26 protein-coding genes and 1 pseudogene are annotated in these 26,339 nt (G+C 36.6%); 3 read left to right on the top strand and 24 right to left on the bottom strand.

Translation table 11 applies throughout. The annotated features are described in order from the left end of the window. The first annotated feature begins 168 nt into the window (after positions 1-168). Entirely contained in the window at positions 169-807 is a 639-nt protein-coding gene (locus tag V7164_RS11400) for a hypothetical protein (RefSeq protein ID WP_335354119.1), read from the top strand. A gap of 125 nt (positions 808-932) precedes the next feature. On the opposite strand, the pseudogene V7164_RS11395 reads toward V7164_RS11400, so the two are convergent. From V7164_RS11395 to V7164_RS11380, 4 genes and pseudogenes are all read right to left on the bottom strand, one after another. Then, positions 933-1,007 (bottom strand): annotated as a pseudogene (locus tag V7164_RS11395) (23S rRNA (pseudouridine(1915)-N(3))-methyltransferase RlmH); the annotation flags it as partial. Between the two features lie 206 nt (positions 1,008-1,213). After that, positions 1,214-1,981 (bottom strand): DODA-type extradiol aromatic ring-opening family dioxygenase, encoded by a 768-nt coding sequence (locus V7164_RS11390; RefSeq protein WP_335354118.1) that lies wholly within the window; start codon positions 1,979-1,981, stop codon positions 1,214-1,216. Between the two features lie 14 nt (positions 1,982-1,995). Continuing rightward, positions 1,996-2,349 carry a DoxX family protein gene (locus V7164_RS11385; protein WP_335345810.1) on the bottom strand — a complete coding sequence of 118 codons (354 nt, stop codon included), beginning with the start codon at positions 2,347-2,349 and terminating at the stop codon, positions 1,996-1,998. Then, positions 2,346-2,726: a DoxX family protein gene (locus tag V7164_RS11380; protein ID WP_335345811.1), complete on the bottom strand. Its 381-nt coding sequence runs from the start codon at positions 2,724-2,726 to the stop codon at positions 2,346-2,348. The genes V7164_RS11385 and V7164_RS11380 overlap by 4 nt, the downstream gene beginning before the upstream one ends. Before the next feature lie 126 nt (positions 2,727-2,852). On the opposite strand from V7164_RS11380, the gene V7164_RS11375 reads away from it, so the two are divergent. Then, positions 2,853-3,212, top strand: coding sequence for a winged helix-turn-helix transcriptional regulator (locus tag V7164_RS11375; protein WP_335345812.1), 360 nt, complete (start codon positions 2,853-2,855; stop codon positions 3,210-3,212). Positions 3,213-3,426: 214 nt separating this feature from the next. Continuing rightward, entirely contained in the window at positions 3,427-3,891 is a 465-nt protein-coding gene (locus V7164_RS11370; RefSeq protein ID WP_335354117.1) for a hypothetical protein, read from the top strand. 291 nt (positions 3,892-4,182) lie between these two features. On the opposite strand, the gene V7164_RS11365 is transcribed toward V7164_RS11370, so the two are convergent. From V7164_RS11365 to V7164_RS11270, 20 genes are all read right to left on the bottom strand, one after another. Further along, positions 4,183-4,971, bottom strand: a complete 789-nt coding sequence (locus V7164_RS11365; RefSeq protein WP_335354116.1) for a nitroreductase family protein — start codon at positions 4,969-4,971, stop codon at positions 4,183-4,185. 452 nt (positions 4,972-5,423) lie between these two features. Further along, positions 5,424-5,969 (bottom strand): histidine phosphatase family protein, encoded by a 546-nt coding sequence (locus V7164_RS11360; protein ID WP_335354115.1) that lies wholly within the window; start codon positions 5,967-5,969, stop codon positions 5,424-5,426. A 416-nt stretch (positions 5,970-6,385) separates the two neighbouring features. Then, on the bottom strand, positions 6,386-6,874 hold the full coding sequence (locus V7164_RS11355) for a methylated-DNA--[protein]-cysteine S-methyltransferase (RefSeq protein ID WP_335354114.1): 489 nt from the start codon (positions 6,872-6,874) through the stop codon (positions 6,386-6,388). Beyond that, complete coding sequence (locus V7164_RS11350) at positions 6,858-7,472, bottom strand: DNA-3-methyladenine glycosylase family protein (RefSeq protein WP_335354113.1); 615 nt, start codon at positions 7,470-7,472, stop codon at positions 6,858-6,860. The genes V7164_RS11355 and V7164_RS11350 overlap by 17 nt, the downstream gene beginning before the upstream one ends. Beyond that, a complete protein-coding gene (locus V7164_RS11345; RefSeq protein WP_335354112.1) occupies positions 7,473-7,697 on the bottom strand; it encodes a hypothetical protein in 225 nt (74 codons plus the stop codon). Positions 7,698-7,761: 64 nt separating this feature from the next. Beyond that, positions 7,762-8,334 carry a bifunctional transcriptional activator/DNA repair enzyme AdaA gene (locus tag V7164_RS11340; RefSeq protein WP_335354111.1) on the bottom strand — a complete coding sequence of 191 codons (573 nt, stop codon included), beginning with the start codon at positions 8,332-8,334 and terminating at the stop codon, positions 7,762-7,764. Positions 8,335-8,354: 20 nt separating this feature from the next. Then, the gene (locus V7164_RS11335) at positions 8,355-9,131 is read right to left on the bottom strand and encodes an isocitrate lyase/PEP mutase family protein (RefSeq protein ID WP_335354110.1); all 777 of its coding nucleotides are present in this window, start codon (positions 9,129-9,131) and stop codon (positions 8,355-8,357) included. Positions 9,132-9,375: 244 nt separating this feature from the next. Further along, positions 9,376-10,254 carry a radical SAM/SPASM domain-containing protein gene (locus V7164_RS11330; RefSeq protein WP_335345741.1) on the bottom strand — a complete coding sequence of 293 codons (879 nt, stop codon included), beginning with the start codon at positions 10,252-10,254 and terminating at the stop codon, positions 9,376-9,378. 299 nt (positions 10,255-10,553) lie between these two features. Then, positions 10,554-11,561, bottom strand: coding sequence for an asparaginase (locus V7164_RS11325; protein WP_335345737.1), 1,008 nt, complete (start codon positions 11,559-11,561; stop codon positions 10,554-10,556). A 118-nt stretch (positions 11,562-11,679) separates the two neighbouring features. Beyond that, positions 11,680-13,119, bottom strand: a complete 1,440-nt coding sequence (locus tag V7164_RS11320; protein WP_335345738.1) for a M20 family metallopeptidase — start codon at positions 13,117-13,119, stop codon at positions 11,680-11,682. A gap of 16 nt (positions 13,120-13,135) precedes the next feature. Further along, positions 13,136-14,356 (bottom strand): MFS transporter, encoded by a 1,221-nt coding sequence (locus V7164_RS11315; protein WP_335345739.1) that lies wholly within the window; start codon positions 14,354-14,356, stop codon positions 13,136-13,138. Between the two features lie 99 nt (positions 14,357-14,455). Beyond that, on the bottom strand, positions 14,456-16,423 hold the full coding sequence (locus V7164_RS11310) for a helix-turn-helix domain-containing protein (RefSeq protein WP_335345740.1): 1,968 nt from the start codon (positions 16,421-16,423) through the stop codon (positions 14,456-14,458). 376 nt (positions 16,424-16,799) lie between these two features. Continuing rightward, complete coding sequence (locus tag V7164_RS11305) at positions 16,800-18,944, bottom strand: bifunctional metallophosphatase/5'-nucleotidase (RefSeq protein ID WP_335347165.1); 2,145 nt, start codon at positions 18,942-18,944, stop codon at positions 16,800-16,802. A 388-nt stretch (positions 18,945-19,332) separates the two neighbouring features. After that, on the bottom strand, positions 19,333-19,860 hold the full coding sequence (locus V7164_RS11300) for a phosphatase PAP2 family protein (RefSeq protein WP_335354109.1): 528 nt from the start codon (positions 19,858-19,860) through the stop codon (positions 19,333-19,335). Between the two features lie 243 nt (positions 19,861-20,103). Further along, complete coding sequence (locus V7164_RS11295; protein WP_335354108.1) at positions 20,104-21,240, bottom strand: MGDG synthase family glycosyltransferase; 1,137 nt, start codon at positions 21,238-21,240, stop codon at positions 20,104-20,106. 113 nt (positions 21,241-21,353) lie between these two features. Further along, positions 21,354-22,169: an alpha/beta fold hydrolase gene (locus V7164_RS11290; protein WP_335347162.1), complete on the bottom strand. Its 816-nt coding sequence runs from the start codon at positions 22,167-22,169 to the stop codon at positions 21,354-21,356. A gap of 87 nt (positions 22,170-22,256) precedes the next feature. Then, complete coding sequence (locus V7164_RS11285; protein WP_335347161.1) at positions 22,257-22,394, bottom strand: hypothetical protein; 138 nt, start codon at positions 22,392-22,394, stop codon at positions 22,257-22,259. Between the two features lie 421 nt (positions 22,395-22,815). Continuing rightward, positions 22,816-24,261, bottom strand: a complete 1,446-nt coding sequence (locus tag V7164_RS11280) for an HD-GYP domain-containing protein (RefSeq protein WP_335347160.1) — start codon at positions 24,259-24,261, stop codon at positions 22,816-22,818. Between the two features lie 297 nt (positions 24,262-24,558). Continuing rightward, positions 24,559-24,927, bottom strand: a complete 369-nt coding sequence (locus V7164_RS11275) for an SET domain-containing protein (RefSeq protein WP_335347159.1) — start codon at positions 24,925-24,927, stop codon at positions 24,559-24,561. Between the two features lie 11 nt (positions 24,928-24,938). Continuing rightward, a complete protein-coding gene (locus V7164_RS11270) occupies positions 24,939-26,024 on the bottom strand; it encodes a CotH kinase family protein (RefSeq protein ID WP_335347158.1) in 1,086 nt (361 codons plus the stop codon). Between the last annotated feature and the right edge of the window lie 315 nt (positions 26,025-26,339).

Below are 26,339 nucleotides of genomic sequence, written 5' to 3'. Positions count from 1 at the left end.
ACTTGCCATACGATTCACTGTAACGTTGGATAGGGTAAAATAACTTCATTTTCCAAAATTCGCATTTAAAAATGATTTGTCACCAAATTCATTTTTACGTACTCAAAGCCAGAGAACAAGAATATCTTAATAATGCAACTCAGAACACTCTAGAGGGGGGATGCGAGGATGGAAAATGGCAAACATGGGGAGATTTCTTCCACATTAGGGGGCCCAAGTAATGGACGGCTTGGTCTGGCTGCCTTAGGCGCAATAACAGGCGGTTCACTTTTGGCCATCAGTAACATTTGGCAAGGGTACCTTGAGGTGACACCCGGAAATGACGGAATTCCGCAAGATGTTACTCATTATGTCTATTACCTTAATGATACCATGCTGTTTGTGGCAATGTGTGGTTTACTACTTGGTCTGCATGGACTCAATAATCGAGTTACAGTTACAAAAGCAGGTTTTATGTGGCGAACAGGGGTCTTTCTTTCAGGAATCGGACAGGGGATTTTTGCAATTGTGGCATTAGCTTTTATTTTACACGGCTTCTTTGACTTTAAATCTTTCATGGATTTGGTCCATTTAGTCGCCGGTATTAGCATTATAGTAATGTATCTTGGCGCACTTCCACTTGGCCTAGTGCTACACCGCCGGAAAGAACTTCCTCAAACCGCAGCTATTTTGTTCCTTCTAACTGTACCCATGGTTGCCGTCTCCTTGATTTTTATATACAGCATAAATGCCCTTGTTAGTGGATTATTATCCGGAGGATTGTATGGGTTAGCTTGGATCATAACAGGGTTCTATTTAAAGAAATAATGTAAGCGAATAGGAATTTGGGTACTTTTACGGACATTCTATTATTCAATATTACAGGGGGCAATTCTTACTTTTGTACAGAATCGCCCCCTTTTCATATTCGGTTAACTATCAAAAAACCGCCTCTATTTATGGTAAGGTTCACCTCGATTTATCCTAAAAGCCCGATGAACCTGCTCCACCAAAACCAACAGTGACAGGCACTGTTCTTCACAGCTATTGATGCTATATTATTAATGGTAATCAATCCAAACAAAAAAAAGTAAGCTAAACAAGATACGTTATCAATGAAATATCTCATCTAGCTTAGTTTTTAAATGACAACGTAGAAAAAGCACAGTCAAAAACTGTGCTAGTTTCTCCAATATTTAATTCGAAAATTAAAACTTTTACCATCATGCATTCTTTAAAATTCCATACACAAATTACTCATTGCTCCAAATTCATAAGTTTGATTGATAACTTTTGGAGTCTTCCTTTCGTCTCCGCTCCCCATTGCAATAAAGAGGGGAACAAAGTGCTCAGGTCTCGGTACGGCTAAACGTGCATGGGGAGCTAATTGAAGATAATGATCCAAGGCGTTTAGATCCCTTTTTTGGACCATTTCAATGACCCAATTATCAAATTCAACTGCTTCTTTAGTCGGTTCGGTTGCGTCAGGGAAAAACCATTGAAAATTGTGGACCGTTGTACCGCTTCCAATAACCAAAATATCTTCCTCTCCTATCCCTTGTAACGCCTTCCCAATGTTATATTGTTCTTTAGGAGATAAGAAAGGATGAACAGATAATTGTATTACTGGGATGTCTGCGTCTGGATACATGTGGCGAAGTGCTACCCATGAACCGTGGTCCAATCCGCGTCTTTCTTCCCTTTGGGTTTTGATTCCTGCATTCTTAAACCGTTTCTCAAGAATTTGGGCGACTTTAGTAGAACCCTTGACCGGATATTTGATTTGATACATTACATCGGGAAAACCGTAATAGTCATAGACAGTATCAAGAATATCATCTGTATAGGTTAATGAGACAATCTCACTTTCCCAGTGAGCACTAAATATGGCAATGGCTTTTGGTTTATATTGTTTTCCTAATTCAGATAAAAACTGGGAATATTCATTTTGTTGAACAGCTAAATATGGGGAGCCATGACCGATAAATAATGAAGGCATCATCTTTTTTACTCCTTCTACCAACGTCCAATTGCCACAAATATGGCTAACGCTAATAAAATAAGATTCATCCCAATAGCCTTATTTTCATTCCTTTTAATATGAAATCCGGCCGCAAGAATCATAACGACTCCAAGTGCTAAAGCTGCAATCGGTGTCAATACAGGTACGATTCCAGTTGCATAAGGTACAATTAAACCAATAGCTCCAAGCAGCTCTGCTACCCCGATAAATATCACCAATCCTTTTGAAGAATCCTTTACCCAAGGCATGCTAGCTTTTGCTTTTTCATAAGTCAAAGCTTTCGTAGACCCTGCCATTAAAAACATTAGCCCTAATAAAACTTGAACAGCCCATAGTGCTATATTCATACAATAATCTCCTCTTTAATTGAATTTATTTTTCTCTGACCCCAAAACACGATAACGGCTAAAATAAGAAGAATAAACGGCATCATGGCAACTCCAAATCCTTGGCCTGCTTGTAAATGGGTAAAAACTGCTCCAGTCATAACCATTGCTAATAACCCACTAAAAATAAGAACTAAATTTTCCTTCCAATAACCAACGATTAATCCAATTCCTAAAACAACTTCGATTGCCCCTACTACATACATAAAACCTGTGCCATATCCATACACATTGTTAAATGCATCAACCTGCATGGGATCTGCCCTTAATTTTATATAACCAAATAATAAGAATCCGATAGCTAATAAGCCTTGTATAATACGAACTGTCAACTTCATTGAAACAATCCCCCCTTGTTTCAATTTAACTTCTAAGGTTAGAATAATACCTAAGGGAAATTTCTGGAAGTAGGTACATTAATGTGCCATAGTATACAAAAAGATACCTTAGAGGGAGGAAGCTAAATGGCTGACGAATGTAAAGGAAATGGAGCTGGAACGATTGAAACAGCTCTTGATATTCTTGTTGGAAAATGGAAGCCTGTTATTCTTTTTCATTTAATTCAAAACGGAACACTGCGCTTTAGTGAACTTCAACGCTTAATTCCAGATGTAACGAAAAAAATGCTTACTACTCAACTAAGGGAATTGGAATATCATGATATTCTAAACCGTAAGATTTATGCACAAATTCCTCCAAAAGTTGAATATTCAATAACCGAATATGGAAAAGGACTAATACCTCTAATGGTGTCAATGCATGAATGGGGATTAGGACATATAGCACATTTAAATGAACTTTATGGGGAAGAAGAACAGGCGTAACAAAAATAAAAAATAATTTCCACCTGTACAATCATTAAAAAGCAGTGTGATTTCGATTGCGAAATCCACTGCTATGTAAATGGGATAAAATTTAATACCTAGGCTCGTTCACTCGGACAAGCACCTTTTTTAAGAGACACAGGTGTATCATACAGACCGGCTTGTCCATTTGGACATATTTTGGTAGTAATTTACGAAGAAAGGATGTGTAATCATGGGACTAAGATGTTCGTGTGGGGTGCGTACAAATCCTGATGCAGCAACAGAAAATCTTGACATGTTTTTCTTTGAAGATCGTTCTACTAGGCCTGGATCAATAACTCTTTCTGTGAATGCCTGTGCAGATAGACTAGAATCAACTACCTTTACCGCAACATTTTTCGACCAAAGCAATGGCGGCGATGATAGGAGTTTTACGTTTTCTGCAACCCCAGCAAGTACTGAATCCGTTAGTTGCGGTTTTTTGGATGCCGATGTATGTATAGTAGACCTAAAGGGTGAGGGACTTGTAACTGGTGAAACAACGCCAAGAGAATTTGAGGTTTCTTTTACAACTGGTCCACCTTCTTCTAGTGATACTTTGTTTAATCTTAGTATCGCTGATTTTGCTTCCGGCCCCGTTCTGGGAGCTGCAGATCTCCAACCAGACTTGACCTTCTTTGGCTGCGAGAGAAATTAAAGAATAAGCAAAGGATCATCTTATCCAAGATATTTTTTCACTTGATGAGGTTTTAGAGATAATTGAGTAAGGTAAGCTAGACATGAAATAACACCATGTAATAATATCTTGTCTAGCTTTTTTATTGAATTTCCAAAAAAATCCGTCAGCATTTTTTATTTTACGTCCCTGTGTTAATCCGTTGCTGCTGATCCTTTACCGTAAATTTGCCACCGAGACTGAATACCTTTTGTTTTATATAAAGGTGTTTCACACTATGCCTCCTTTGAATTAGCATCAACTTAAAAAACCTCAATCATTTTTCATAAAGTTCTGCCTCTCCAAGTAATTCAGCACTGTTTGCGAAAACTCGATATGAGATTCTTGCGTATATTTGGCAATGGTATAGACTTGAGCTAGATTCTTTAATCCCAGTCGTTCTGTCATTTCTTTTAGCCTAGGAATGTCCATGTAGCGTTTCCATCCCTTTTCATTTCTTTCTTTGTAGATTTCTAGAATTTCCTCATCTGAATAATCACGATACTGGTCATAGTGAACAATTCCATGCCTTGGCAATCGATCACGCGGGGCAGGGTTTTCTGCGGGATATCCTAATGAATAACCAACAACTGGTACGACATTTGGCGGTAAGTTTAGCAGTTCACCAATTTGATCACAATTTGCTAGCGTTGAGCCCATATAACAAATGCCCAGCCCAGCATTCTCTGCTGCTAAAGCACAGTTTTGTGCTACTAAACTAGCATCAATTGCCCCAATCATAAAGCTCATGAAATTATCAAAATGGACAGGTGCATCATTGAGTGAAAGCCATTTTCTCATTCTATTAAAATCAGCACAAAAGGTTAATAGTATAGGTGCATCAACAACCATCGATTGTTCCATATGTGCTGTGTATAATTTTTGCTTAAGCTCCTTGTCCTTTGTGACAATGATCGAATAAGTTTGCATATTCCCACTTGATGAGGCACGAATGCCTGCATCTAATATTTGCTCTAACAGTTCTTGACTTACTTCCCTATCTTCATATTCCCGTATGGATCTATGACCGAATATAACATCATTTAATTCCAAAGCAATCACTCCTTATTTATCTCTATATAAGAGTTTGAAGAATCATTTACATATATAAAGTTCAATCTATTCATTTGGTTAATACCGTAAGATAGGCGTCTTTACTCCTACTTTTGATATAGAGATATGAATAGACTTTAACTACTATTATAACAGATATTCGAAATTATCTGAGAAATGGTACATACAGATTGTATTTGGAAGTGTTATATACAGTGGACTTGAAAATGCCACACCTCGAATAATGTCGAAAAGTCCGAATAAATTCTGGTGTACACCAGACACTTTTTAAAGATACAGAAGTTAACAATCATGCATTAATGAGTGAAGTTCAAGTTTAAGAAAACCAAAAGGAGACCGTCTAAACAACATGGACGGTCTTCTCTATTTTAAGTTAGCCTCTTTAACACTTCTTATCTAGAGTTACTTTCACCTATGCTTTTCTGGTAAAGAACCTTCTTCTAACTATCTAATTTACTCAAATCTTCTAAAGATAATTGACCAACAACTTCATAACCATTACCTTCCCCTTTAGGCTTTATAATAACTGTCCCCATATTAGGTATTAGACCTAAACCTACCCCTTCTGGGAAACTGTGAGCAACAATAACCTTATTTCTTCCCTCTTCCGGAACTGTTTCCAAAACAGTCTTAAAATTATTTAAAATTCTTTGTCTATTACTACTAGGTAGATTTCCACCCAACCTATATATCTCAAACCAAAAAGGATTAACTTGAACATTGCCACTTCCAAATGCTAACTGTGCTGTTTCTATTGTCCTGCAAAAAGGACTTGCGGAAACAGGGTATTTAATTGGTATTTGTAAGTATCGAAGAATTTCTCCATAATAAATAACCTGCCTACGTCCCTTTTCAGAAAGATTTCTTTGGGTTAAACAGTCTTGAAAGTTTAAATAGGGTAAATCACTTCCAATGGTCGCTTCCCCATGCCTTGCATAGAAAATATATCCACCTTTTCTAAAGGAATTAAGTAACGATCCATTCAAAGCAATCTTCTCCTTTCATGTATACATCCTGGTTTACTGCTAATGTATGTATATTATTTAACATGGGTAATTAATCAGTTAAAAAAAAACAAACAGGAATAATAAATACCTTTTCCCGTTTGTTTTTACCATAAAATTATTTTAAATAATTAACTGATTGTCATAGCAATCAAATGAATGGAAGTAACTTATCTTAGTCTGGAAGAAGAATGAGTAAACCCAAAAATAATACTAAACACACTGTGCAAAGCCACGTGTAATTGGAAAACTAACTCTTCCACCAGATTCATTTTATTAAAAAGCCAGTCTTGATAAAGTTTCTTTATTTATTTGAATTTCCACTCTCTGCTTTACCATTATTTGTGATACGGTTCACCGTAACAGATCTAAATGAGATTCTTTAGGGTTCTTAACATCTACTTATGTCCCTTATTAGAAGACCTCTCATGTTGAAGCAGCCATTCTTTTCTCCATAGACCTCCTGCGTAACCGGTTAATTTCCCATTTGAACCGATTACTCTGTGACAAGGAATGATAATGCTTAACTTGTTTTTTCCATTTGCACTCCCTACAGCTCTAATGGCTTTTTCATTCCCAATTGATAGGGCAATATCCTTATAGGACCCCGTTTCCGCATAGGGGATTGCTATTAAAGCTTCCCATACTGTTTTTTGAAAGTCAGTCCCTTCAAATTGAAACGGGAATGAAAAGTCACGACGAGCACCATTAAAATATTCGTCAAGTTGGTTATAGCATTCAGTTACAACTGGAGGAGTTTCGGTCTTTAAAAAATTCTCCTTTTTTTCCTTTTCAGAAAATAAGATCGAGCTGATTGCTTTATTAGTGCCGATTATTTCGATTACACCAATTTGTGATTCATAATCTAATTTATGTATTTTTGTCATATAAAGACCTCCAAAGATAAAAGGTAGCATATGCCTGCCAGCCTTCCCAATCTGCTGCATACTCTTCTATTTCTTCTATGGTCGGTTTCCTCTCAAGACCTAATAGATTCATTAAGGCATTATGAAGTCCGACATCGGTAACTGGAAAGGAAGAGGTATAGTGCAAACATTTCATCATCACATAATCTGCCGTCCATGCTCCGATACCTCTTATCATCATTAATGATTTTTGTATTTCATGATAATCTTGTTTCTGAAGCAATAATTCTTTTGTTAATTTGCTACTTTTCATATCTTTAGTAATGCCAATGATATATTCAGCCTTCCTAGTAGTAATTTGAAGTTTTCTTAAATCATCTACATTCAAGGATGCAATTTTTTCAAATGAAGGGAATAACCAAAACGTTTCTCCTTCGAAAGTTAGACTCTCGCCATATTGTTCAACGAAGCGTTTCTTTAATGTATAAGCAAATGTTAAATTAATTTGCTGTCCCATGATCGCCCATACTAGCGCTTCAAATAAATCAGGAATGCACATAATCCGTAATCCATAATATTTATGGGCTAGTGTCTTTAAAACTTTATCTTGACCAGCCAATTAATAAAATTCCCCTAATTCCTGATCCAAATCAAACCACTCCCAAATATACTCTGCCACTTTTTTGCGAGAGTCAATCGATGGGGAGCTTATTGGGAATTCAACCTTTATGGAATGATTGATGGATCCTATTTTACATAAAATCAAAGATTCATTAACTTTTATTAGTTTATATAAAGACCCCTCTTTAATCTGATGAAGCACTTCCTGATTAGACCTACCCAAGAAAATTAAACACTCCTCAAAATTAAATTCCTTTGGGGGATAAATCTCAATATAAGATTCATGATCAATCCATTTCATTTAGGAGTTCCTTTCGATATTCACTGGGTGAACAATTTTTTAAGCTTCGAAAAACTTTGTAAAAATTGGAAGTACTCTGGAATCCCACCTCATAGCAAACCTCAAGGTTCGTCAAGGTTGTGCATTTTAGAAGGTGGGCTGCTTTATCGATACGTATTTTTTCTAAATAAGTACGTGGAGTCTCAGATGTTTCCTGTTTAAATAACCGCTCCAAATAAAAGGGACTTAAACCTGCATGATCCGCTATATCTTTTAATATCAAATTTTGTTTATAATGATTGACTAGGAACGTAATGATATTTCTGACAAGCTCAATATGTGGGGATTGCTCAACCTCTGGCTGACATCTTTTGCAAGGACGATAACCAGCTTTTTCAACTTCATTTATATCGTGGTAAAATTTAACATTTATTTTTTTAGGCTTTCTTGACCTGCAGGAAGGGCGACAGTATATTTTAGTTGTTTTTACTGCAGTAAAAAATAGCCCATCATATTTTCGATCACAAGCGATAATTTTGTCCCACATCTCTTCAAATGAAAGATTGATATTAGACACCATTTAACCCACTACCTTTCACATTAGCGCTCGTTCTCATACAAAAGGGATGTATCCTTAAACTCCAATAATTTGGAAACCTTTCCTTCTAAATAAGCAATCACTTTATCAGATTGGGCATTTCCAAAACTAAAACGTTTTACACTTAATTCTTTAAGCTTATTACAATTTGTTAGTCCAGGTAAAGATAATACATTTAGTGGAGCACTAACATTCATTGTGAATTCTTTAATCTCTTCATCCTCCTTTAAGCCGGGGACAAAAATCCCGCTAGCACCGCTCTCAACGTATGCCTTTGCTCGTTCAATTGTTTCCAATAGAGGATTTTTCCTTTGTAAGTAAGTATCAGTTCTGGCGTTGATATAAAAATCTTTATAACCATATCGATCTAACGCAATTCTCATTTTTTCCGTTAGTTTACAGTGCTGTGATATGTCTCTTAATTCATTTGAATTTTTCAATGAATCCTCAATATTGATACCAGCTACCCCAACATCAGCTGTCCTTAAAACATTATTAATAATCTTGTTAGGATCCTCACTGTAGCCAGCTTCGATATCAGCGGAAACAGGAATTTTCACATTCTCTGTTATCGTTTTTATTATTGCTAAGTGTCTATCAAAATCAATTAATTCTCCATCTGCATACCCTAGTGAGTTAGCAATTCCCCAACTGGTTGTACCAATTGCTTTGAATCCTGCCTTTTCAAGCGTCAAGGCAGAAAGCATATCCCAGGCGTTTCCTAGAAATAATAGATCCTCTGAAAAATGCAGCTCATTGAATTCCTGAATCTTACTCATTTTATTTCCCTCCAAATGTTTTGTTGGACCCATTTTAACAAGTAATCGGTCACCATTTCGTCCTCGTTCTTGCTCTTATGGTCAGTCTTTAGGACAAGAAAAAAGTGAAGCAATAATGTGCTCCACTTCTAAGCTCTATAATAAAAACTTCATTTACTTATGATAAGGTTCACCTCGTTATATCTAAATGAGATAATAAGTGGAAATGACCCTACCTAACTTACTAACCAAGCGATTTGCAAATCTATTTTCCAAACCTTTTGCGATATCCGCATTTTCTACATAGTTCCTCCACTGCCACTCTTCGTGAAAAACCATCTACAAGGTTTTTTGCTCTATCCATCTCGATAATATCAGAAAATGAATGATCATTAATATTTCCAAGGTTGATCACTCCCTCACCATCTAGACAACAAGGAATAACCGTTCCGTTTGCTAAAATACCTGCTTGATTTCGCAGGCCATAGCAGAAGCCCTTCCCATCATCTTCTTCTTCATGTAAAGCAGGCCACTGAAACTCGTAATCTTGATTGATGAAGATACGTTCCGCAATTTTCACGCCGCTTCCTGGTTCGACCTTCTCTTCAATTTTGTAGTCTAAATCAAATTCTTTCTCAATTATCTCTAATAACTCTCTGTTTCGTTTTCTTTCCAAATTCGTTGTATTGTCTTGTGTAAGGTTCCATAACCTCAGGGAAACAATCATTTCTGATTGGCTCGTTGCTTCTTTAATAAAAGAAAGGATACTTCTCACATACCCTTCCTTATCTTTAGAACCAATATGGCCATCAAAGCTATGGAGTGAAAAATTCATTTGTCTTAACGCAGGTTTATTTAATAATTTTTCCCTCTTTTTATTAATTAATGTTCCATTGGTTGTGATATTGACTTTAAATCCTTTCTCATGACTTAAGTCTAACAATTCGTCTATTTTAGGATGGAGCAGTGGCTCACCTTTAACATGTAAATAAATGTAATCTGTGTGTGGCTTAATTTGGTCTAATCTCTTAGAAAAATCGTCCACGGAAATGAATTGCTTCTGTCGTTCTGTTGGCGGACAAAAGCTGCATGCAAGATTACATACACTTGTAATCTCTAAGTAAAACTTTTTAAATTTTTTCACCATCAATTCCTCACTTTTTTTGACTACTTAGAACAGGATGAACTATTATTCTATCACTATTACAGCATATTTTTCATTATTGGATCATTGCTTATTTAAGGAAACTACCGTTACCGATTTTTAGCTTTAAAAAATGCACTTGTCTTTTACCTATTATTGATTCTACTACTATCTGCACAAGATCTCCTTCACTTGTACTTTTTATATAAAAATAAAAAACCATCAGAGAATTATCTCCAATGGTCTTCACATTTTGCGAACGATTAGGTAACTAACATATAAATGGAGAATTAACCATATTATTGTTCCACTTTTTCTGATTTTACGGTTAAATCTCCTGCCAATGGCGTCTCAATGATTTCCTTAACCTTAGCTAAAGAATCAGCTTGCCCAAGCGCCCACATTAATTTGGCAACGATTGCCTCCGTGTTCATATCTCCGGAAAATATAACTTGATGCTGTGCTGCCTTGCGTCCCACTTCATACAGGAGCAAGTCCTCCCCTTCTTCCAGGCACTGAGTCGTAATGACTACAGCGATTCCTTTATCCGTTAGCTCCTCGACTTTCGCAAGCAGGTTTCTTCCTTCAAAAGGAAGCCCGCCGTTTCCGAAACTTTCAATAATAATTCCTTTATATAAGTCTTTTAAGCAATCAAAAATCTCAGGCTTAGCGCCAGGATATAATTTCATTAAAAAGACGTCCGTACATAAATTCGCATTGAATACAACCTTATTTTCACTGGGTGCGGGTTTCCAGTGATAGTCCACATCACTTTTATTTATAGAAGCAACATATGGATGATTGATACTTTCAAACGCATCATAGCTTTTTGTCCGCATTTTAACCGCACGAGTTCCTAGAATCACTCTGCCATCAAAAACGATAAATACGCCGCCAATATCCTCGCAGGCAAATCGTAAGGCGTCTGCTACATTTTTCTTGGCATCGGTTTTTTTAAAACTAATTGGAACTTGAGATCCGGTTAGCACAACTGGTTTGTCCAGACCCTGAAGCATATATGACAGTGCTGAGGATGTATAGGCTAACGTATCAGTTCCGTGTGTAATGACAAATCCATCGTATTCATCATAATTTTTATAAACTGATTCCGCAATTTTCACCCAATGCTCAGGCTGCAAATTTGTACTGTCTATATTCATTAAGATTTTACCGTCGATTTTTATGTTATCGAATGTTTCAGGAAGGAAATGCAGCAAATCTTCAACGGATAATTCCGGAGTAAGCCCCTCATTTCCTTCCACACATGCAATGGTTCCACCGGTAGCAAGCATTAAGATTTTTTTCATAAGCAACATCTCCAAAGTAGTCCGAAAGGTGTATTTATGAACCGTTTAAAGGTTCCAAAAACAATCGCTTTTACTTAAAAATATGAACGGCTTATGTAAAAGCCACTCGCACAATGAATTATTTTAGCTTTGGTGGTTGGAGATCTGCTGGGATTGGTGCTGAATAGGTTTGACCCCCAAGCCGTTTGTTATGCTCAGCCTTGGCCGCAGCAAGTATATCGGAGGATTGCATGATCTCAAGTGCCGTTGCTGCCATAATTTCTCCGGCTTGGAGCATGGCCTTTTGTGCATAGGAAACTGCACCTTGTGATACAACCTGCCAAGTATGCGGCGCGGTTCCAATCGCCCATGTCGCTGTATTACATTGCATGGTTGGAACAATCCAACTAACATCTCCTACATCAGTCGAAGCAGCCATAAGCTCTTCAGTTTTAGACAGAGGCGGGATCACCGTAGCAATCGGTGACGCAAGAAGTTTTTCCTTTGTTTCAAAGTCAAACTGCATCACATTTTGTTGAATATCCTTATCACTTAAAGTCTGCTGAATTTCCCGTGCAAAATCCATTTCATCCTGTGTATACGCCGGCAGTCCAATTTCCTGTATTTTCTCATACATGACATTAGCCATAGTTGAGTTTGGAATGACTTCTGAATAGCCTCCTTCCAATTTATAGCTCATGCTTACACTAGTCATTAACGCAGCGCCTTTTGCAACATCAATGACTCGTTCAAAAATCTCATCAAGCTGCGCCCGTTTTGGTGCACGAATGGAGTACACAACATCAGCATGAGCTTGTACAACATTTGGTGCATCGCCGCCTGCATTGGTAATGGCATAATGGATACGTGCTTCCGGGATTATATGCTCGCGCAAAAAGTTAACACCAACATTCATTAATTCAACAGCATCTAATGCGCTTCGACCAAGATGAGGCGCAGCTGCTGCATGAGCACTTCGACCTTCAAAGGAAAATTTAACTGTATAAGTAGCAAGAAAGGACATATTTAAAGGGGCAGCATAATTGCCAGGATGCCAGCTAAGAGCGAAGTCTACATCATTAAATAATCCTTCTCGTACCATAAATACTTTGCCTCCGCCGCTTTCCTCTGCCGGACATCCATAATAACGAACCGTTCCACTCATTTTGTGCTGATGTAAATATTCTTTAATGGCCACGACAGCAGCAAGTGATCCTGTGCCTAATAAATTATGACCACATCCATGACCATGCCCGCCTTCGACAATTGGAGCGTGCTTTGAAGCCCCTTTTTGCTGGCTTAACGCTTCTAGTGCATCGAACTCACCTAAAATGGCAACAATCGGGTGTCCTGAACCGTACGTGGCAACAAAACCTGTATCAAGCCCGGCAACAGGTGATTGAACTTCGAACCCTTCCTTCATTAACGCTTCTTTCATGGCATTAGAGGATTGCTTCTCCTCGAAGCGGATTTCAGGATGTGCCCAAATAAAATCACTGACCTCAATAAATTGTTGTCTTTTTTTATTAATCTCATTTTTAACAAATTGAGAAAATGATAGTGAAGTTGAAGTTGACATATGAAAAACCTCCTTATTAAGATACGCTTGATAATGGTTTCTCTTGCTCAGGCTGCTCTGTTGTACGGAATGTGCAGATTGCAATCAAGCAGACAATAGCAAAACCAATCAGCATCCAAAATGCCATGTCAAAGCTTCCTGATGCATCAACAATAAAGCCGATTATTGTAGGTGCAAAAAAGCCAGCTAGCTGTCCTCCTACATTTACAAATCCCATTGCAGATCCTGCCACTGAAGTTGGTGTATTTTTAAGAAGGAAGGCGTTTAGTAGAATAATGACGACAGCAATAAAAAAAGTGACGATTGTTTGGAAAATAATAAAGCTTGTAATAGATGTCGCTGTAAACATAAAGTACATTAAAACAGCGATTAGAACCGTACCGATAATACCAGGCAACTTTTCTTTTCCCTGCGGAATTTTATCCATAATAACGCCAGCCAGTAACATTCCTATAAGCATAGCAACACCTGGAATGGTTTGAGCCCAGCCAATCGATACTAAGTCTAGTCCGCGCACTTTTGACAAATAGCTAGGGATCCAGCTTGTAAGCCCCCACTGAATCGTATAAATGGCAAAGAAGGAGACAAAAATACTCCAAAGCAATGGCATTTTTAATACTGTCTTTAAGGGACTTTTACCTTGTTGTACTTGCACACTGGATGAATCTTGACTTGTTGTTGCATGTGGTATTTTTAAGAAAAAGAGATAGAGTGCTACAATTAGGGCACCGATAAAGGCAACGCCTATAAATAGCGGCCGCCATCCAATAGAGGTCAATAAATAGGCTGAAATAACGGGTGTTAATATCGCCATAACACCACCGCTTGACAATAATATGGACTGTGCACGACCACGTTCTTTACGTGGGAAGGTTTCTGAAATCGCTTTCGTAGAAGCGGGCATAAAGCCTCCTTCACCTAAGCCAAATAGGAAACGTATGGCTAAAAGCATAAATAAAGAATTGGCAACCCCTGTTAACCCTGTAAATAGTGAAAGTAACAGAACCGAAATTGTAACTATTTTACGTGAGCCAAATTTATCTGCCAACAAGCCTCCTGGTATTTGCATAATGGCATACCCTAAGAAAAATGTGCTCAATACAATTCCTGTATGTGTTGCATTAAGTGATAAATCTTTAGAAATATCAACAATCGCATAGTTAATAACAAAACGATCGAAATTACCTAAGGCCCATCCAAAAAATAAAAGTGCTAAAATTACGGACTTGTTCTTCATCCAATCCCTCCAATATTTCGAATATTTAATTTAGTATAAAAGATATAAATATAGAAGAAGCTCCACAGTTTATAAAAAAACTATGGAGCTTCTTCTATATCAATTAAGATAATTATCATATAAATAGCATGCCAGTTGTATTCTTAATAAATGCTCGCGATTATCAAATGAAAGGTTTAAAATTTTTTCCATTTTATCTAGTCGCTGATAAAGCGTATTAATATGAATAAATAATTGATCCGCTGTTTTCTTTGGAGAGGCATTACAGGCAACATATGCCCTTAGCGTATTTGCCAAATCGTTTCTTTCCTGACGAAGAGGATCAAATATTTCATTCACAAAGCCCTCCATATATTCCTTTGATTGTGTCAAAAATAATGTATTGATTCCGAGACTATCATAAGAAATCACACGAGTATTTTGATTACGGGCTCCATAATCACATGCCTTTTGTGCTTCATCTGTTAGTTTTTTTATATACGCCAAATCCTGTTGACCAGTGCTAATACCAGCGTATAGAGGTACATGGGAAAATGTCGAAAAGTTGTTAATCAGGATTGATATTTCCTTTTTAATCGTTTTATAATCCACCTGATCATGATATGGTACAAAAATGGTAATTTGATTATTTGTCCCGAATAAAAATATTCCATAATCCTTTAGCTGCTTTTCGATAGCAACAATGAGCTTATGAAGCTCCAACTCAGAAGAAATAGAATGTTTAGCCTGGATGATCCTGACAACGATCATACAGAAGGATTGATTAAAATGATAGTCTATTTTTTGATTTAATAGCTGAATGGCCTCAGTGCTTGAAACAGAGGAAATACGATGAAAGAGTTCTTGATTATGTTCCAAATAGCGATCCATCAACGACTGTTTTTTCAGAATCTCGTTGGAAATCATCATTGCACATTGTTCAAGCACCATACGATCTGTCTCGGAAATCTCCTGCTTTGAATCGACAACTAGGACTGCTACAATTAAATGATCAAGGATAATTGGTTGTGCGTAAAAAGCTTCCCCTTCCATTTCAACATAATTTCCTTCTGGACAAACTTGAAATTTCTTTAACAGCTCATCGAGAAATGCAGCTGCCCTTTTATTAGGATGGGTCTGAATTTCCTCTTTATATATGAAATCATAATAGATCAGAGTCATTTGAAGGATCGACTGAATTTCTTTTACAATGGCTGGGATGCCTTTGTTCGATAAAGAAAGAGAAATTAACGTATCGTGAATTTGATTGCGAATGGATAAATAATTTTCGCGTTCCTGGAGTTGATAGTATATACGTGCATTAAAAATGGCCAGTGCCATTTGCGAGGCAAAGTGCTCCATTGTTTTCACATCTAACTCGGAAAAGGACCATTGATTTTTTTGCTGGTGGAGTAAAATAACACCAACCGTTTTTTCAGACAACTTAATCGGTACAGCAATGAGTCCACTAGACTGGTTAAGTTTTTTTTCCGGTGCCAGCAATGCTAAGTTTTTTTCAGAAACATCATGAAAGTATGTATCGATTTCTGCACGGTTCGTAAATAACTTCGATTTTCCTTCAGCAAAGATCTTTCCCACAATGGCTTCACCAATTTGAAATTTAGCATGACGAATCTCTTTATTCAAACCGACTGTTGCGATATTTTCGAGTATCTTGGTTTGCTCATTATAGAGCGTTAAAATGCCTGTGGAAGCTGCCGGAATAGCATCAACTGCATTTTGTAGAATATTCTCAAGCAACGACTCCACTTGCACATTTGTCACAATGGCTTGTAGCCCTTCTTGAAGTTTTTGAATTTCATTTTCTTTATAATAAATACTCTTTTGGATAAATATAATTTCAAATAAATCCTGAAAATAGGCAAGTTCCTCTTCCGTTAGAGATTTATTCACTTCAAACAATACTGTCAATGTATCGGCATAGTAAAATGAATAGCGTTTTCCTTGTATTTCCTCCTGAACAATCCACTCAATGGACGGCTGCCACTCTTCCTTGAAACCAAGTGAAAACAATGAAATCTGAAACTTCTTTAGCGTCCTACGAAAAAATAGTTGTAAATCCATCATCTTCACCCCCCATTTTTAAAGTGTAAATTTTCTAATATATTCAAGTAGAATCTCATCAAATTGTGGAATATCTCTTAACTTGTACGAAAAAAATCAAGATCCCATAAGGATCTTGCACAATGTCAGAGAACAGGATCTATTATTTAGTCTATCCCTTTTTATTATATAATGGATGATTTTTATTATTAAAGTCATTTTGAATTAAAAAACCTCATTTACTTATGATACGATTCACCGAAACAAAAAACTGCACCTCCAACTGTTAGATGTGTGTATCTAACAATTGGGGTGCAGTTTAGCCCTCTATCTGTTTTTTTCAATCCCTATATTCTGGTATCGCTCCACCTTGTTTATTTTAAAAGACTCGAATCAAAAATTAACTCGCTAACAAGGCTGGTAACTCATTCCAGCTAATTTCTGTTCGATGTTCAATGATGTATTGAAGCATGAACATGATTTCGTTTTTATCCATTTCCCCTAAATGCTTATTTGGAAGCTTGCTAATATGCAAGTAAGTTTTTTCTAAAGATAGATAAGCTTCATCTTCTTTATCTTTTTCAAAAGTTTTGATTGCATTTTCCAACTGAGCAATAAGCGATGTTTTAATTCCATTATTCCCATCTGCTTGTTTCACTAAAGAAATCGTATTTTCGATTGATGCAGATGTAATGAATACCTCAAGAGTTTTCGTCTCTGAAACATTATGCACTTTATCGATCGCACGGTATTGAATAGAGTTTTTACCTTCTTTATTGATCGTTAACCCCTCATCATAACGTTGCCAAGTGACACCGTTATCTAAGCTATACTCAATATGCGAAACCCCGATACCTGCATCTGTTGCTGCCAAGGATACTTTGACTTCATGAAGATACGATCCATCTCTACAGTCAGCCCCATGTAATACTGCATCCGCCAGTTCGGGTGCCTTGAAGTCTTCCGAGATTCTTCCTTCCGCTACATAATGGACTGGTCTATTAAAGCTTTTCACGAAATTTACAGTGGCTTGTATATCTTCAGGCCCTTGAACTGGGTCATTGCCATATTGGCGAATTTTATATTTATCAGTCCCATGTTCATACATATAATTGTTGACAGTAAGCGTATAGGTCCCATAATTATCAATTGGTGATCCATCAGGAAGATAGATATTTACTACTTTCCTTGTCGCACTATCCCACGTATATGAGAATCCACCAATAGAGACATCCGGTCCATAGGATGAAAACTGAGCATTTAATATAGGTTCCAATGCTGATCCTGGAATGGTGACCGTAACCAGTGTGTTATTAAATGGCTGGATATTGAAAAGATTCTCCCAAGTCATTTCGCCTTGGGCCAAAACGTCACGGATTCCCCCGCCGTTCATTAAGGCAAAATCAGACTTCATTTCATAATTCATTCCGTCTGCAATCAAGTTTCCAAGAGCATTGTCACCAATGATGCCTTTGATAGGGTATCCGCCATTCATTGGAGTAGCAGCAAAACCCACTACTTCTTTCAATTTTGGTCCAACCATTTCTTTATATTTGGCTAAAATTGCACTAACCTCTGGATCAGGAGTTACACCTTCTTGAATAACATCAACGATTTCCGCATGTTTTTCAACAATGTCACCTGTAACACGATCAATTTTCAAATCAATATCCGCAAAGGATTTTCCATATTCCCAAGCTTGGACAATAAGTTTGTTGTCTACAATCGCATTAAGTTTCACATGGTTATGAGCAGCAATAATGACATCTACCTCGTCATCTACGTTCTTCGCTAAATTTGCAATTTGACCAGTGGCCGTTTCATCGCTTTGATTTCCAGGAACGTGAGCTAAAACGACAATTGCCTTAATTCCTTGTGCTTTTAGCTCCTCCGTATATTTATTAACAGCTGCTGCTTCGTCCGTGAAACGAATATCCTGTATACCAGAGGCCATCACCATATTAGGTGTTTCAACCGTAGCTACACCAATAAATCCAATTTTTACACCATCTACTTCTTTAATGGCGTAGGGATCTAATATGAGCTTTCCAGTATCTTTGTATTCCACATTAGCGGCAACAACCGGAAAGTTCATCCCTTTATATCCTTTTGTGCCGTTTGGATGATCACCGCCATATACCATCCGAAGGAATTCTTGTGTACCTTTATCAAATTCGTGGTTACCTACAGTTCCTACATCAAATCCGATAGCTTCCATGATTTCAACTGTAGGCTCATCTCGAAGTAAGGCTGAAACCGGAGAACTGCCACCAATCATATCTCCAGAATGGATAATTAGCGTGTTATTTGGATTGGTTGCTTTATGGGCTTTTAAATAAGTGGCCAAATAGTCTGCACGTCCATAATTCACATTATTAATAGTTCCTGTAACATCAATCTTGCCATGTAAATCGTTCACAGAAAGTAATTTAACCGACATTGTATCTTCTGCATGCGCACGAATGGCGAGACTTGAGAAGATTGGTAGAACTAGTAGAGCAATAACTAGTAAATTAATAAATCTTTTACAAAATAGTTTTCTCATAATTTTACTCCTCCTAATATGACCCCATAATAATCTGGTTATTTATATAGGAGGTTAATTCCATGTTAATTTCATGTAAATCCACGGAAAATAATCATTTTTTCCTAGTTCCATGATTTACGATTAGTCTCATAGTCCCGTTTCAGATTCAATCAAAAGAGATGACACGGTTTCATGCTTCAGCAAGACATACACCAGAAACTAACCAAACATATCCTATTCCAATGACGTTAACTTCCTCATCTATCATACCCTTTACAGTAGTTTTATAGATTAGCTACCTTCCTGTGCCTATTTCGTGCAATCACCTCATCATATTGAAACAATAAATCAGAGAAGATCGCATCCCATGATCGACCTAATGCAAACTTGATTCCCCCCTCTTCCATTAAATGATATAAATGGCGAGTAACCCAAAAGCTGTTCCTACAATGGCACCAGCAAGTACATCTGAGGGATAATGTAAGCCTAAAAAAACTCGCGATATTCCCACGCAACATGCAAGTGGATAAAGAAAAAATCCAAGTATTGGTAAATGATAGATTAAAGGAGTAATTATTGAGAAAATAGCTGTCGTATGGCCTGATGGGAAGGAATGGTCCATCAGCGGATTTTCGCCCACTCGAGCATTGGTTAGAGATAGATATGGACGTGTTCGAGGGTATATTTTTTTCATGAAAACCACGAAGAGATGACTTATCAGAAGAGAGATGGCACTTTCAAAGCCCCATTTTTTAGTTGGAAAATCAAGGTATAAAATGAGGAAGATGGTAAGACTAATGGTTGCCGTTGCTCCACCGAAATGAGTGATTTGACGGAAGAATAAATTTAGGCCTTTTTGGTCGAAACGATTGTTAATAAGTGAAAAGACATTACATTCAAATTGATGTAAATGATGAACCCATTTCGTTATCATTTGTTATCCCCCCTCCTATGAATTACTTTGATTGTACCCGAGGGATGTAAGGGAAATATGAACGGAGTATAAATTTAGTGTTGATCATTTTTAATAAATAGCTTAATTTTCACAAAAATCTTAATAAGAAATTAATGAAAAACAAAAAAGGCATCTCAATCCAAAAGAAAAGGACGAGATGCCGTTCTTTCAGTTGTGACACGCACTCCGAATAACCCGAACATCTCCGAGCCAATTCCTGTCTCAGTTCGCACTTTTGATGTTTTTTGCTTGCTGCCAATACTCTTGCAGAACATCGTTGACAATCGTTTCGGCTGCATGAGGCATATGAATCTTTCCTAATGATGATTTCATTTGTTGTAATTTCACTTTGTCTAAAGTTAGCTTGTGAATTCCTTTAACCAAATGTTCCAACTTGTCAAATGAGACCGCTGCACTGTTTTTTTGAAAAAACATAGCATTTTCGTTTTCTTGACCTGGTGTTGCTGGTAATAAAACGATTGGGACGTTTTTTACCATCGCCTCTGTTAACGTTATTCCCCCAGGTTTTGTTACTACACATGTTGCTAGCTGCAGCAATTCAGCCATTTCAGAAACATAGCCAAACACGCGAATATACTTTTCTCGTTGAACTTTATTTTGCAACTGTTCATACAGTTTTTTGTTTTTTCCGCAAACAATTAGGATCTGAGTTTTTTTGTCTCTTATTAAATTCTCACAAATATATTTGATTTCTTTTGATACTCCATGGGCCCCTGCAATCAATAAGATTGTTTTTAAATTGGGGGTGATTTGATATTTTTTAAAAAGATAGGGAAGGGAATATGCTTGTTGAAATTGATCTAGTACAGGTATCCCTGAAACAACAATTTTTCCTTCGTTCATTTCATTTTCTATGAGCTGTAATTTTAACTGTGGAGTCGCTACATAATATTTATCAATTCTAGGATGAATCCATGAATAATGAAGACAATAATCTGTGACAACGTTGTATGTGGGGATCGTCTTTTTTGTCTTTAATAGAAAATATGGAACCGTTTGAATAGGGAATGTATTAATTATGGCATCAGGTTGCTCCTCCGTAATGATTTTACTTAATTCCGAATAACCATATGGAAAATGAGGAGTTAATTTTCGTTTAGAAATCTTTTGACTGCCATAATAAAATAAGCGATAAAGTTGCCCGCCCCCCTTTGTGTAGCTTTTCAAATATAGTTTTTTCGTAAATTCATGTAAACGTGGATTTGTATCTTGATAGATATCCCTAATAACAACTTCAGCGGTTTTTTTAAGAGTAAATTGTTCTTCGAGCGCTCTAGCTACTTGTATGTGTCCATTGCCATAACTTGTTGTCAAAATTAATACTTTTGGCTTTTTCATTATGCGGAACTCACTCCTCTATCACCGAAACTGGAAATCATTAATTACCACAATCATTTTACCAAGAGTTTATTAGGTTTCTGTTAAGATAAAGTTAAGATGACTGAATTTTTTTATATTGATGTATGTGCTAAAATTTGTTTAAAAACTTCATTTGAACGTTCTTCCGTAATTAAATGGCCCGTTTTTTCATATGTAATGAGCTTTGCGTTAGGCAAGTCATTAGCTAATTGATGACCAATATGAACTGGAACGACTTGATCCTCTTCTCCCCAAAGTAATAATGTTGGGATCGTAATATTTTTTAATTCCTTACTTGGTAAATCACCTTCACGGTATCTTAATAATCTCATCAGGGATATGTAAAACCCATCTTCCTGCAACGGTTTTCCATATTCCTCAATATAGTCTTCCGTTATGAGAGATTGCTTATAAAATACGTTTTTCAAATGTTCCCGCACTTCCTTACTTTGGACCTTTCTTCTTATGTAATAGTGAAAAAAAGGGAGATAGGTACATAAAATTAACGCTTTGTTTGCTCTTTTTAAATAGCCGGAACTCGATAATAACACCAAGTTCTTTATTTTTTCAGGAATGATTTTCGCTGTATATAATGCAATTTGGCCACCCATCGAGTGTCCTGCAATATTCACCTCTTTTAATTTAAAGTAATCGATACAATCGGCAACGATCTGGGCATAATTTTGAAAGGAATACACAAAGGAGGCCGATTTTTCACTGCGGCCAAATCCAGGTAAATCAATGGCGATGATTGAGAAATATTCTTTTAATAAAGGGATCAGAAGATTAAATGTATAAATAGAAGAAGCAAATCCATGAATTAAAAGAAGTGGAGGCTTTTCATCTAACCAGTATTCACAATAGATTTTCACATTACAAAGTTTGATATACGTTTGATTTAATTGCATCCTTCACATCTCCAACATTGTTTGTTAGAGATATTTTGTACATATCACTGTTCCAACATGTATTAATGGTATGAGACTCTGCTCCCTTTAAATATACTTCACTTGCTTAAAAAGATCCTTCATATCCAAAACCTCTTTCCCTGCGATTAAAATAAAATCTGTATGCAAATAGGTTGTACCAACAAGATCTTGAAGGTTAGACAACTCCATATCATCTGCTTGCAATAATGTGTCATCCTCTAAATAAATATAAATGGAGAAATGGTTTTGTAATAAAGCAAAGAATTTGGCTTTACATAAAAATCACATTTATTAGGGCACAAAAAAGGATGCCTTCAATATCAAGGCATCCTTTTTTACTTTTGTTTTTAAATGATTAACCTGCTGCCATTTATTCTTTCCTATTTGATTCTTCACTTTCCTAGTATACTTTATCAGGTTTAACAACGAATATTCTAATTAAAGTCGCAATCGTGAAGAAAGCCCTAATGACATATAACACCATGTCATAGGATTGTGTCTTTTCAAGAATAAGGTGTTAAAAAGTAAAACATTTATCGGTATTTGGCTTATGTTCTATATTAATATTACATGCGGATTTTGGAACAATTTATTCTAGATTTTTTTTGCAAATAGCACAAAAAATCTAAAATGAAGAAATCAATGTACCAGTAGTATCATTATTTATTGTACTAGATGGATATTGATAAACTGTCGGGTTTCGTTCACACAAGTTAACCCATGCATCTACACATTTAGGGTCAAAGTGAATGCCTTTTTGCTCAATTAAATACTTTACGGCTTCGTTATGGGTCCATGCTTTTCGATAGGATCTTTCAGAGGTAAGAGCATCGTAAACATCCGCAACAGCTACTATTCTAGCTAAAAGCGCTATTTCTCCCCCTTGAAGCTTGTCAGGATAACCGCTGCCATCCCATTTTTCATGATGAGAACGTATGATACTGAGCTCTTCTTTCATAAAACCAAGGTCTCTACACATTTCGTAACCATTCACTGGATGCGTCTCTATAATTTCTCTTTCCTCACTAGATAGTTTACCAGGCTTGTTGATAATCGAATCTGGGATACTTATTTTCCCTACATCATGAACTAGAGTTCCTTGAGCTATTGCCCTTAATTGTTCTGGTTTTAACTTGAGTTCTTCTCCTAGTTTCAATGCATACATGGTTACTCTAAAAGTATGGCCCATTGTATATGTATCTTTTTTTTCTGTAGTAACTACTAGAGCTTTAACACTTGGCGAAGCACTATTTGTAATTCTTTCAAATGGATCGTTAGTAAATAATGCACGGATAGCACCTACAAAACTCCCCCTCACTACATACTGCTTAATTAATCCAATAAGCATAACAATCATTGATGCTAATAATAGAAAATGATACATCCACCAACTTAGCCTCCATATCTCTCCCAAAATCATGATAAGCTGGGATACAATAAACCAGCCTGCACTATAGACAATCGATATCTGGAGGGGGAACCGTGAAAATCTATAAGTTTGATAATATCGAATAATAGTAATTATATTTAGCAGTAAGACGATAGCAGTAACAAACCAATTAAGAGGCTTTACATTTAATGGAATGAAATGCATTATGTTTGGAAAACTCATTGATACTATGCCAAAAATACTTAAGGCTAATATCCAACCTGGAACAAGCATACTTTGTCGCTGTGATAGTTTTTCAACAAGTTTATGATCAGAGGGTAAAGAAGATAACCATAACCATATAGTGGCTAATAACATACTTAACTGTGATGCAACACCTGGTAAATGTGTTTCAGGGAGCAAAAAGTGTGGTGTAGATAAACCATGTAAAGCAAACACAAGAGCTAGAGAAATGAAGGATAAAGCTAAAAAGCTAACCTTAATATTCCTTAGTCTTTTCCCAACAACCCCAACAGCTATAGCAAGTATGGTAGATAATATAGAAACTGCACTTACAATATAAAAGTGTCCTCTGGGCATTATAAATAAAGGATCATCCCAAAGCCCACCTCTTAAAAATTCAAATATGGCAAACGGTAGGGCAACTGCTACTAAAGGTCCAATAAAACTATAGTTTTTCAATTTATTTCCTCCAAGTTTTATTTGAGTTTGTAGTACTTCTATACTATCATATTATACTAAATTTTTAGATAACTCGTATATTCTATCAACTTTATTAAAAACGGATAGACCTCCTTAGGGTTCTATATATGTAACTAATTAAACTTTTAACTGGCTCGTCCTTTTTATCGATCCCATTCGAGGATATATCGGAAAATGCCCAAATTGCCGAAAGCAAAGAATAAAAAAGCCAAGTATTAGGGTCAGTCCATCACTGCGTGAATACAGCAAGGACTGACCAAGGTGATGAAAGGCACCCTAGAAAACGTCAAACCATAATAGCGACTGATCACTTGGATCTCCATTATAATTTACAAAAATTTGCTCTCCTCTTTGAATATCTTTCCTGGCATAAAAGTCTAAAGTTTGGTTTTCAATATTGGTAATATACTTTGCGTTAGGAGTATAGGAGTGATTATATAAAGAACCATATCCTAAAGCGATGGCTTTATCTTCTCCCCAACGAAATACATAGTTTTGTAGCACACTTTTTCTCATTTGCTTCCATTCTTGGTCAGGAATAATAATTACCGGGGCTTTCTCCAGCAATTCCCCTTTCTTAATATAACGATCCGCAAATATCCCCCTGCCATACTTTCCTGCATTTTTTACTATAATTGGTCCCACTTTATGGCCTCCTATTTCAAATTCTTAAGCTGTTCTAGAAGATAACGATTCCGATTTGAAATAAATTGAAGGATCAGTTCTGGCTCACTTTCAAATAGATTGATAGATTTTCTGCTTTTATACCGATCTAAAGTTATATACGTTCGCAATTGGTTATACATATTTGTCACTTTCAGTTCCAATGCACTGATAGTAAATGACGTATTCAGAATTTCTTCAAGCATAAGGCGATATTGATCACGGAATTCCTTATGATCAAGCAGGCGTGCTGTAAGCGTATTATAGCCTCGGACGGGGACGTAATCGTATTCCATTATTTCTCCATCCCAGTCTCTCCCCCAGGTTGCATCATAATCCCAAGGAATCATTTCGAACAATCCCGTTTCGCTATTACGATACAAGGCATAATTATGAATGAAACCATCAAAGTTCTGTGTACAAACTGCCCCGCAAAGCCATATCAGATACTTTTTCACATCCAGGTACTTCGTTATTTCTTCACTGAAATTTTCCCGAGGAATCGTATTTATTTTGGCTATGAATGTTTCTAAGTCATGAATATCCTTTTCACTACCATCCTTCTGATCATATCCAGAGAAAAGGGAAGATTTTGGTCCATTTTCCGGCGTTAATAATGAAAAATTTGCGTGATAGGTAGTTGCATAAAAAATTGGCCCATTTGGAAGCTGTCTTTTTTGTAGAAAACATTGATCTACGGATTCAAGCTGCAAATAGATACCTTCAGGCTTTCCATTGAGCTCAAGGAAAACATGTCTAGAATTTGGAGCAAGACAGCCAATCGTTTGGAAAAAATCAAATGATAGTTTGTTGCGAATCAATGACGGATCACGATATTCTGCATTAAGATGAATTTCATTCCCGCTAAACTCTTGATTATATGTTTCAAAGTTAATTCGATACGATTTTTTAGGAAATGTACGTACGTGATCTCCCCGATAGGCAATACCGCTTTCATACTCATTACCGTCTATCACCAGTTTGGAAGGTAACAGCCTTTCGTTCCATACATCGTTCATCAGTTTTTTATAATGCCGAGGCTTAATCATAATACCGATGACAGGTATATTTTGTGTCATTCAATCATTCCTCTATGATTTGATATTCCATCTTATGAGGGTAAGAAAATATTTGATCATAAAGGGATTAGAATTGGACAGGAATCTAGGACAACTTCAATAAAGTTTCATACAATACAGTACCTTACATTAAAGGAACTTTATTAGAAAGGAGGTTCTCTAATTGGAGAGAATCGATGTTTTAGATTTAATTAACCAAGCGGAATCTAATGGACTTGAGGATTTTTTAATGCAAAACCCTTTTGCTGCAGGAACTGGTGAAGGAACTGGCAAGAAAGGCACTGGTAAGAAAGGGACTGGTAAGAAAGGGACTGG

The organism is Bacillus sp. JJ1474, from assembly GCF_036965225.1.
GTDB lineage: Bacteria > Bacillota > Bacilli > Bacillales > Cytobacillaceae > Cytobacillus.
Note: the sequence above shows the minus strand (reverse complement) of the source record. Positions and strands in the feature narration are given on the sequence as shown.

Coding starts and splice junctions, on each gene's coding strand:
- V7164_RS11400 (WP_335354119.1), top strand. CDS start 169: ATGGAAAATGGCAAACATGGGGAGATTTCTTCCACATTAGGGGGCCCA.
- V7164_RS11390 (WP_335354118.1), bottom strand. CDS start 1,981: ATGATGCCTTCATTATTTATCGGTCATGGCTCCCCATATTTAGCTGTT.
- V7164_RS11385 (WP_335345810.1), bottom strand. CDS start 2,349: ATGAATATAGCACTATGGGCTGTTCAAGTTTTATTAGGGCTAATGTTT.
- V7164_RS11380 (WP_335345811.1), bottom strand. CDS start 2,726: ATGAAGTTGACAGTTCGTATTATACAAGGCTTATTAGCTATCGGATTC.
- V7164_RS11375 (WP_335345812.1), top strand. CDS start 2,853: ATGGCTGACGAATGTAAAGGAAATGGAGCTGGAACGATTGAAACAGCT.
- V7164_RS11370 (WP_335354117.1), top strand. CDS start 3,427: ATGGGACTAAGATGTTCGTGTGGGGTGCGTACAAATCCTGATGCAGCA.
- V7164_RS11355 (WP_335354114.1), bottom strand. CDS start 6,874: ATGACAAAAATACATAAATTAGATTATGAATCACAAATTGGTGTAATC.
- V7164_RS11340 (WP_335354111.1), bottom strand. CDS start 8,334: ATGGTGTCTAATATCAATCTTTCATTTGAAGAGATGTGGGACAAAATT.
- V7164_RS11335 (WP_335354110.1), bottom strand. CDS start 9,131: ATGAGTAAGATTCAGGAATTCAATGAGCTGCATTTTTCAGAGGATCTA.
- V7164_RS11325 (WP_335345737.1), bottom strand. CDS start 11,561: ATGAAAAAAATCTTAATGCTTGCTACCGGTGGAACCATTGCATGTGTG.
- V7164_RS11320 (WP_335345738.1), bottom strand. CDS start 13,119: ATGTCAACTTCAACTTCACTATCATTTTCTCAATTTGTTAAAAATGAG.
- V7164_RS11315 (WP_335345739.1), bottom strand. CDS start 14,356: ATGAAGAACAAGTCCGTAATTTTAGCACTTTTATTTTTTGGATGGGCC.
- V7164_RS11310 (WP_335345740.1), bottom strand. CDS start 16,423: ATGATGGATTTACAACTATTTTTTCGTAGGACGCTAAAGAAGTTTCAG.
- V7164_RS11305 (WP_335347165.1), bottom strand. CDS start 18,944: ATGAGAAAACTATTTTGTAAAAGATTTATTAATTTACTAGTTATTGCT.
- V7164_RS11300 (WP_335354109.1), bottom strand. CDS start 19,860: ATGATAACGAAATGGGTTCATCATTTACATCAATTTGAATGTAATGTC.
- V7164_RS11295 (WP_335354108.1), bottom strand. CDS start 21,240: ATGAAAAAGCCAAAAGTATTAATTTTGACAACAAGTTATGGCAATGGA.
- V7164_RS11290 (WP_335347162.1), bottom strand. CDS start 22,169: ATGCAATTAAATCAAACGTATATCAAACTTTGTAATGTGAAAATCTAT.
- V7164_RS11270 (WP_335347158.1), bottom strand. CDS start 26,024: ATGACACAAAATATACCTGTCATCGGTATTATGATTAAGCCTCGGCAT.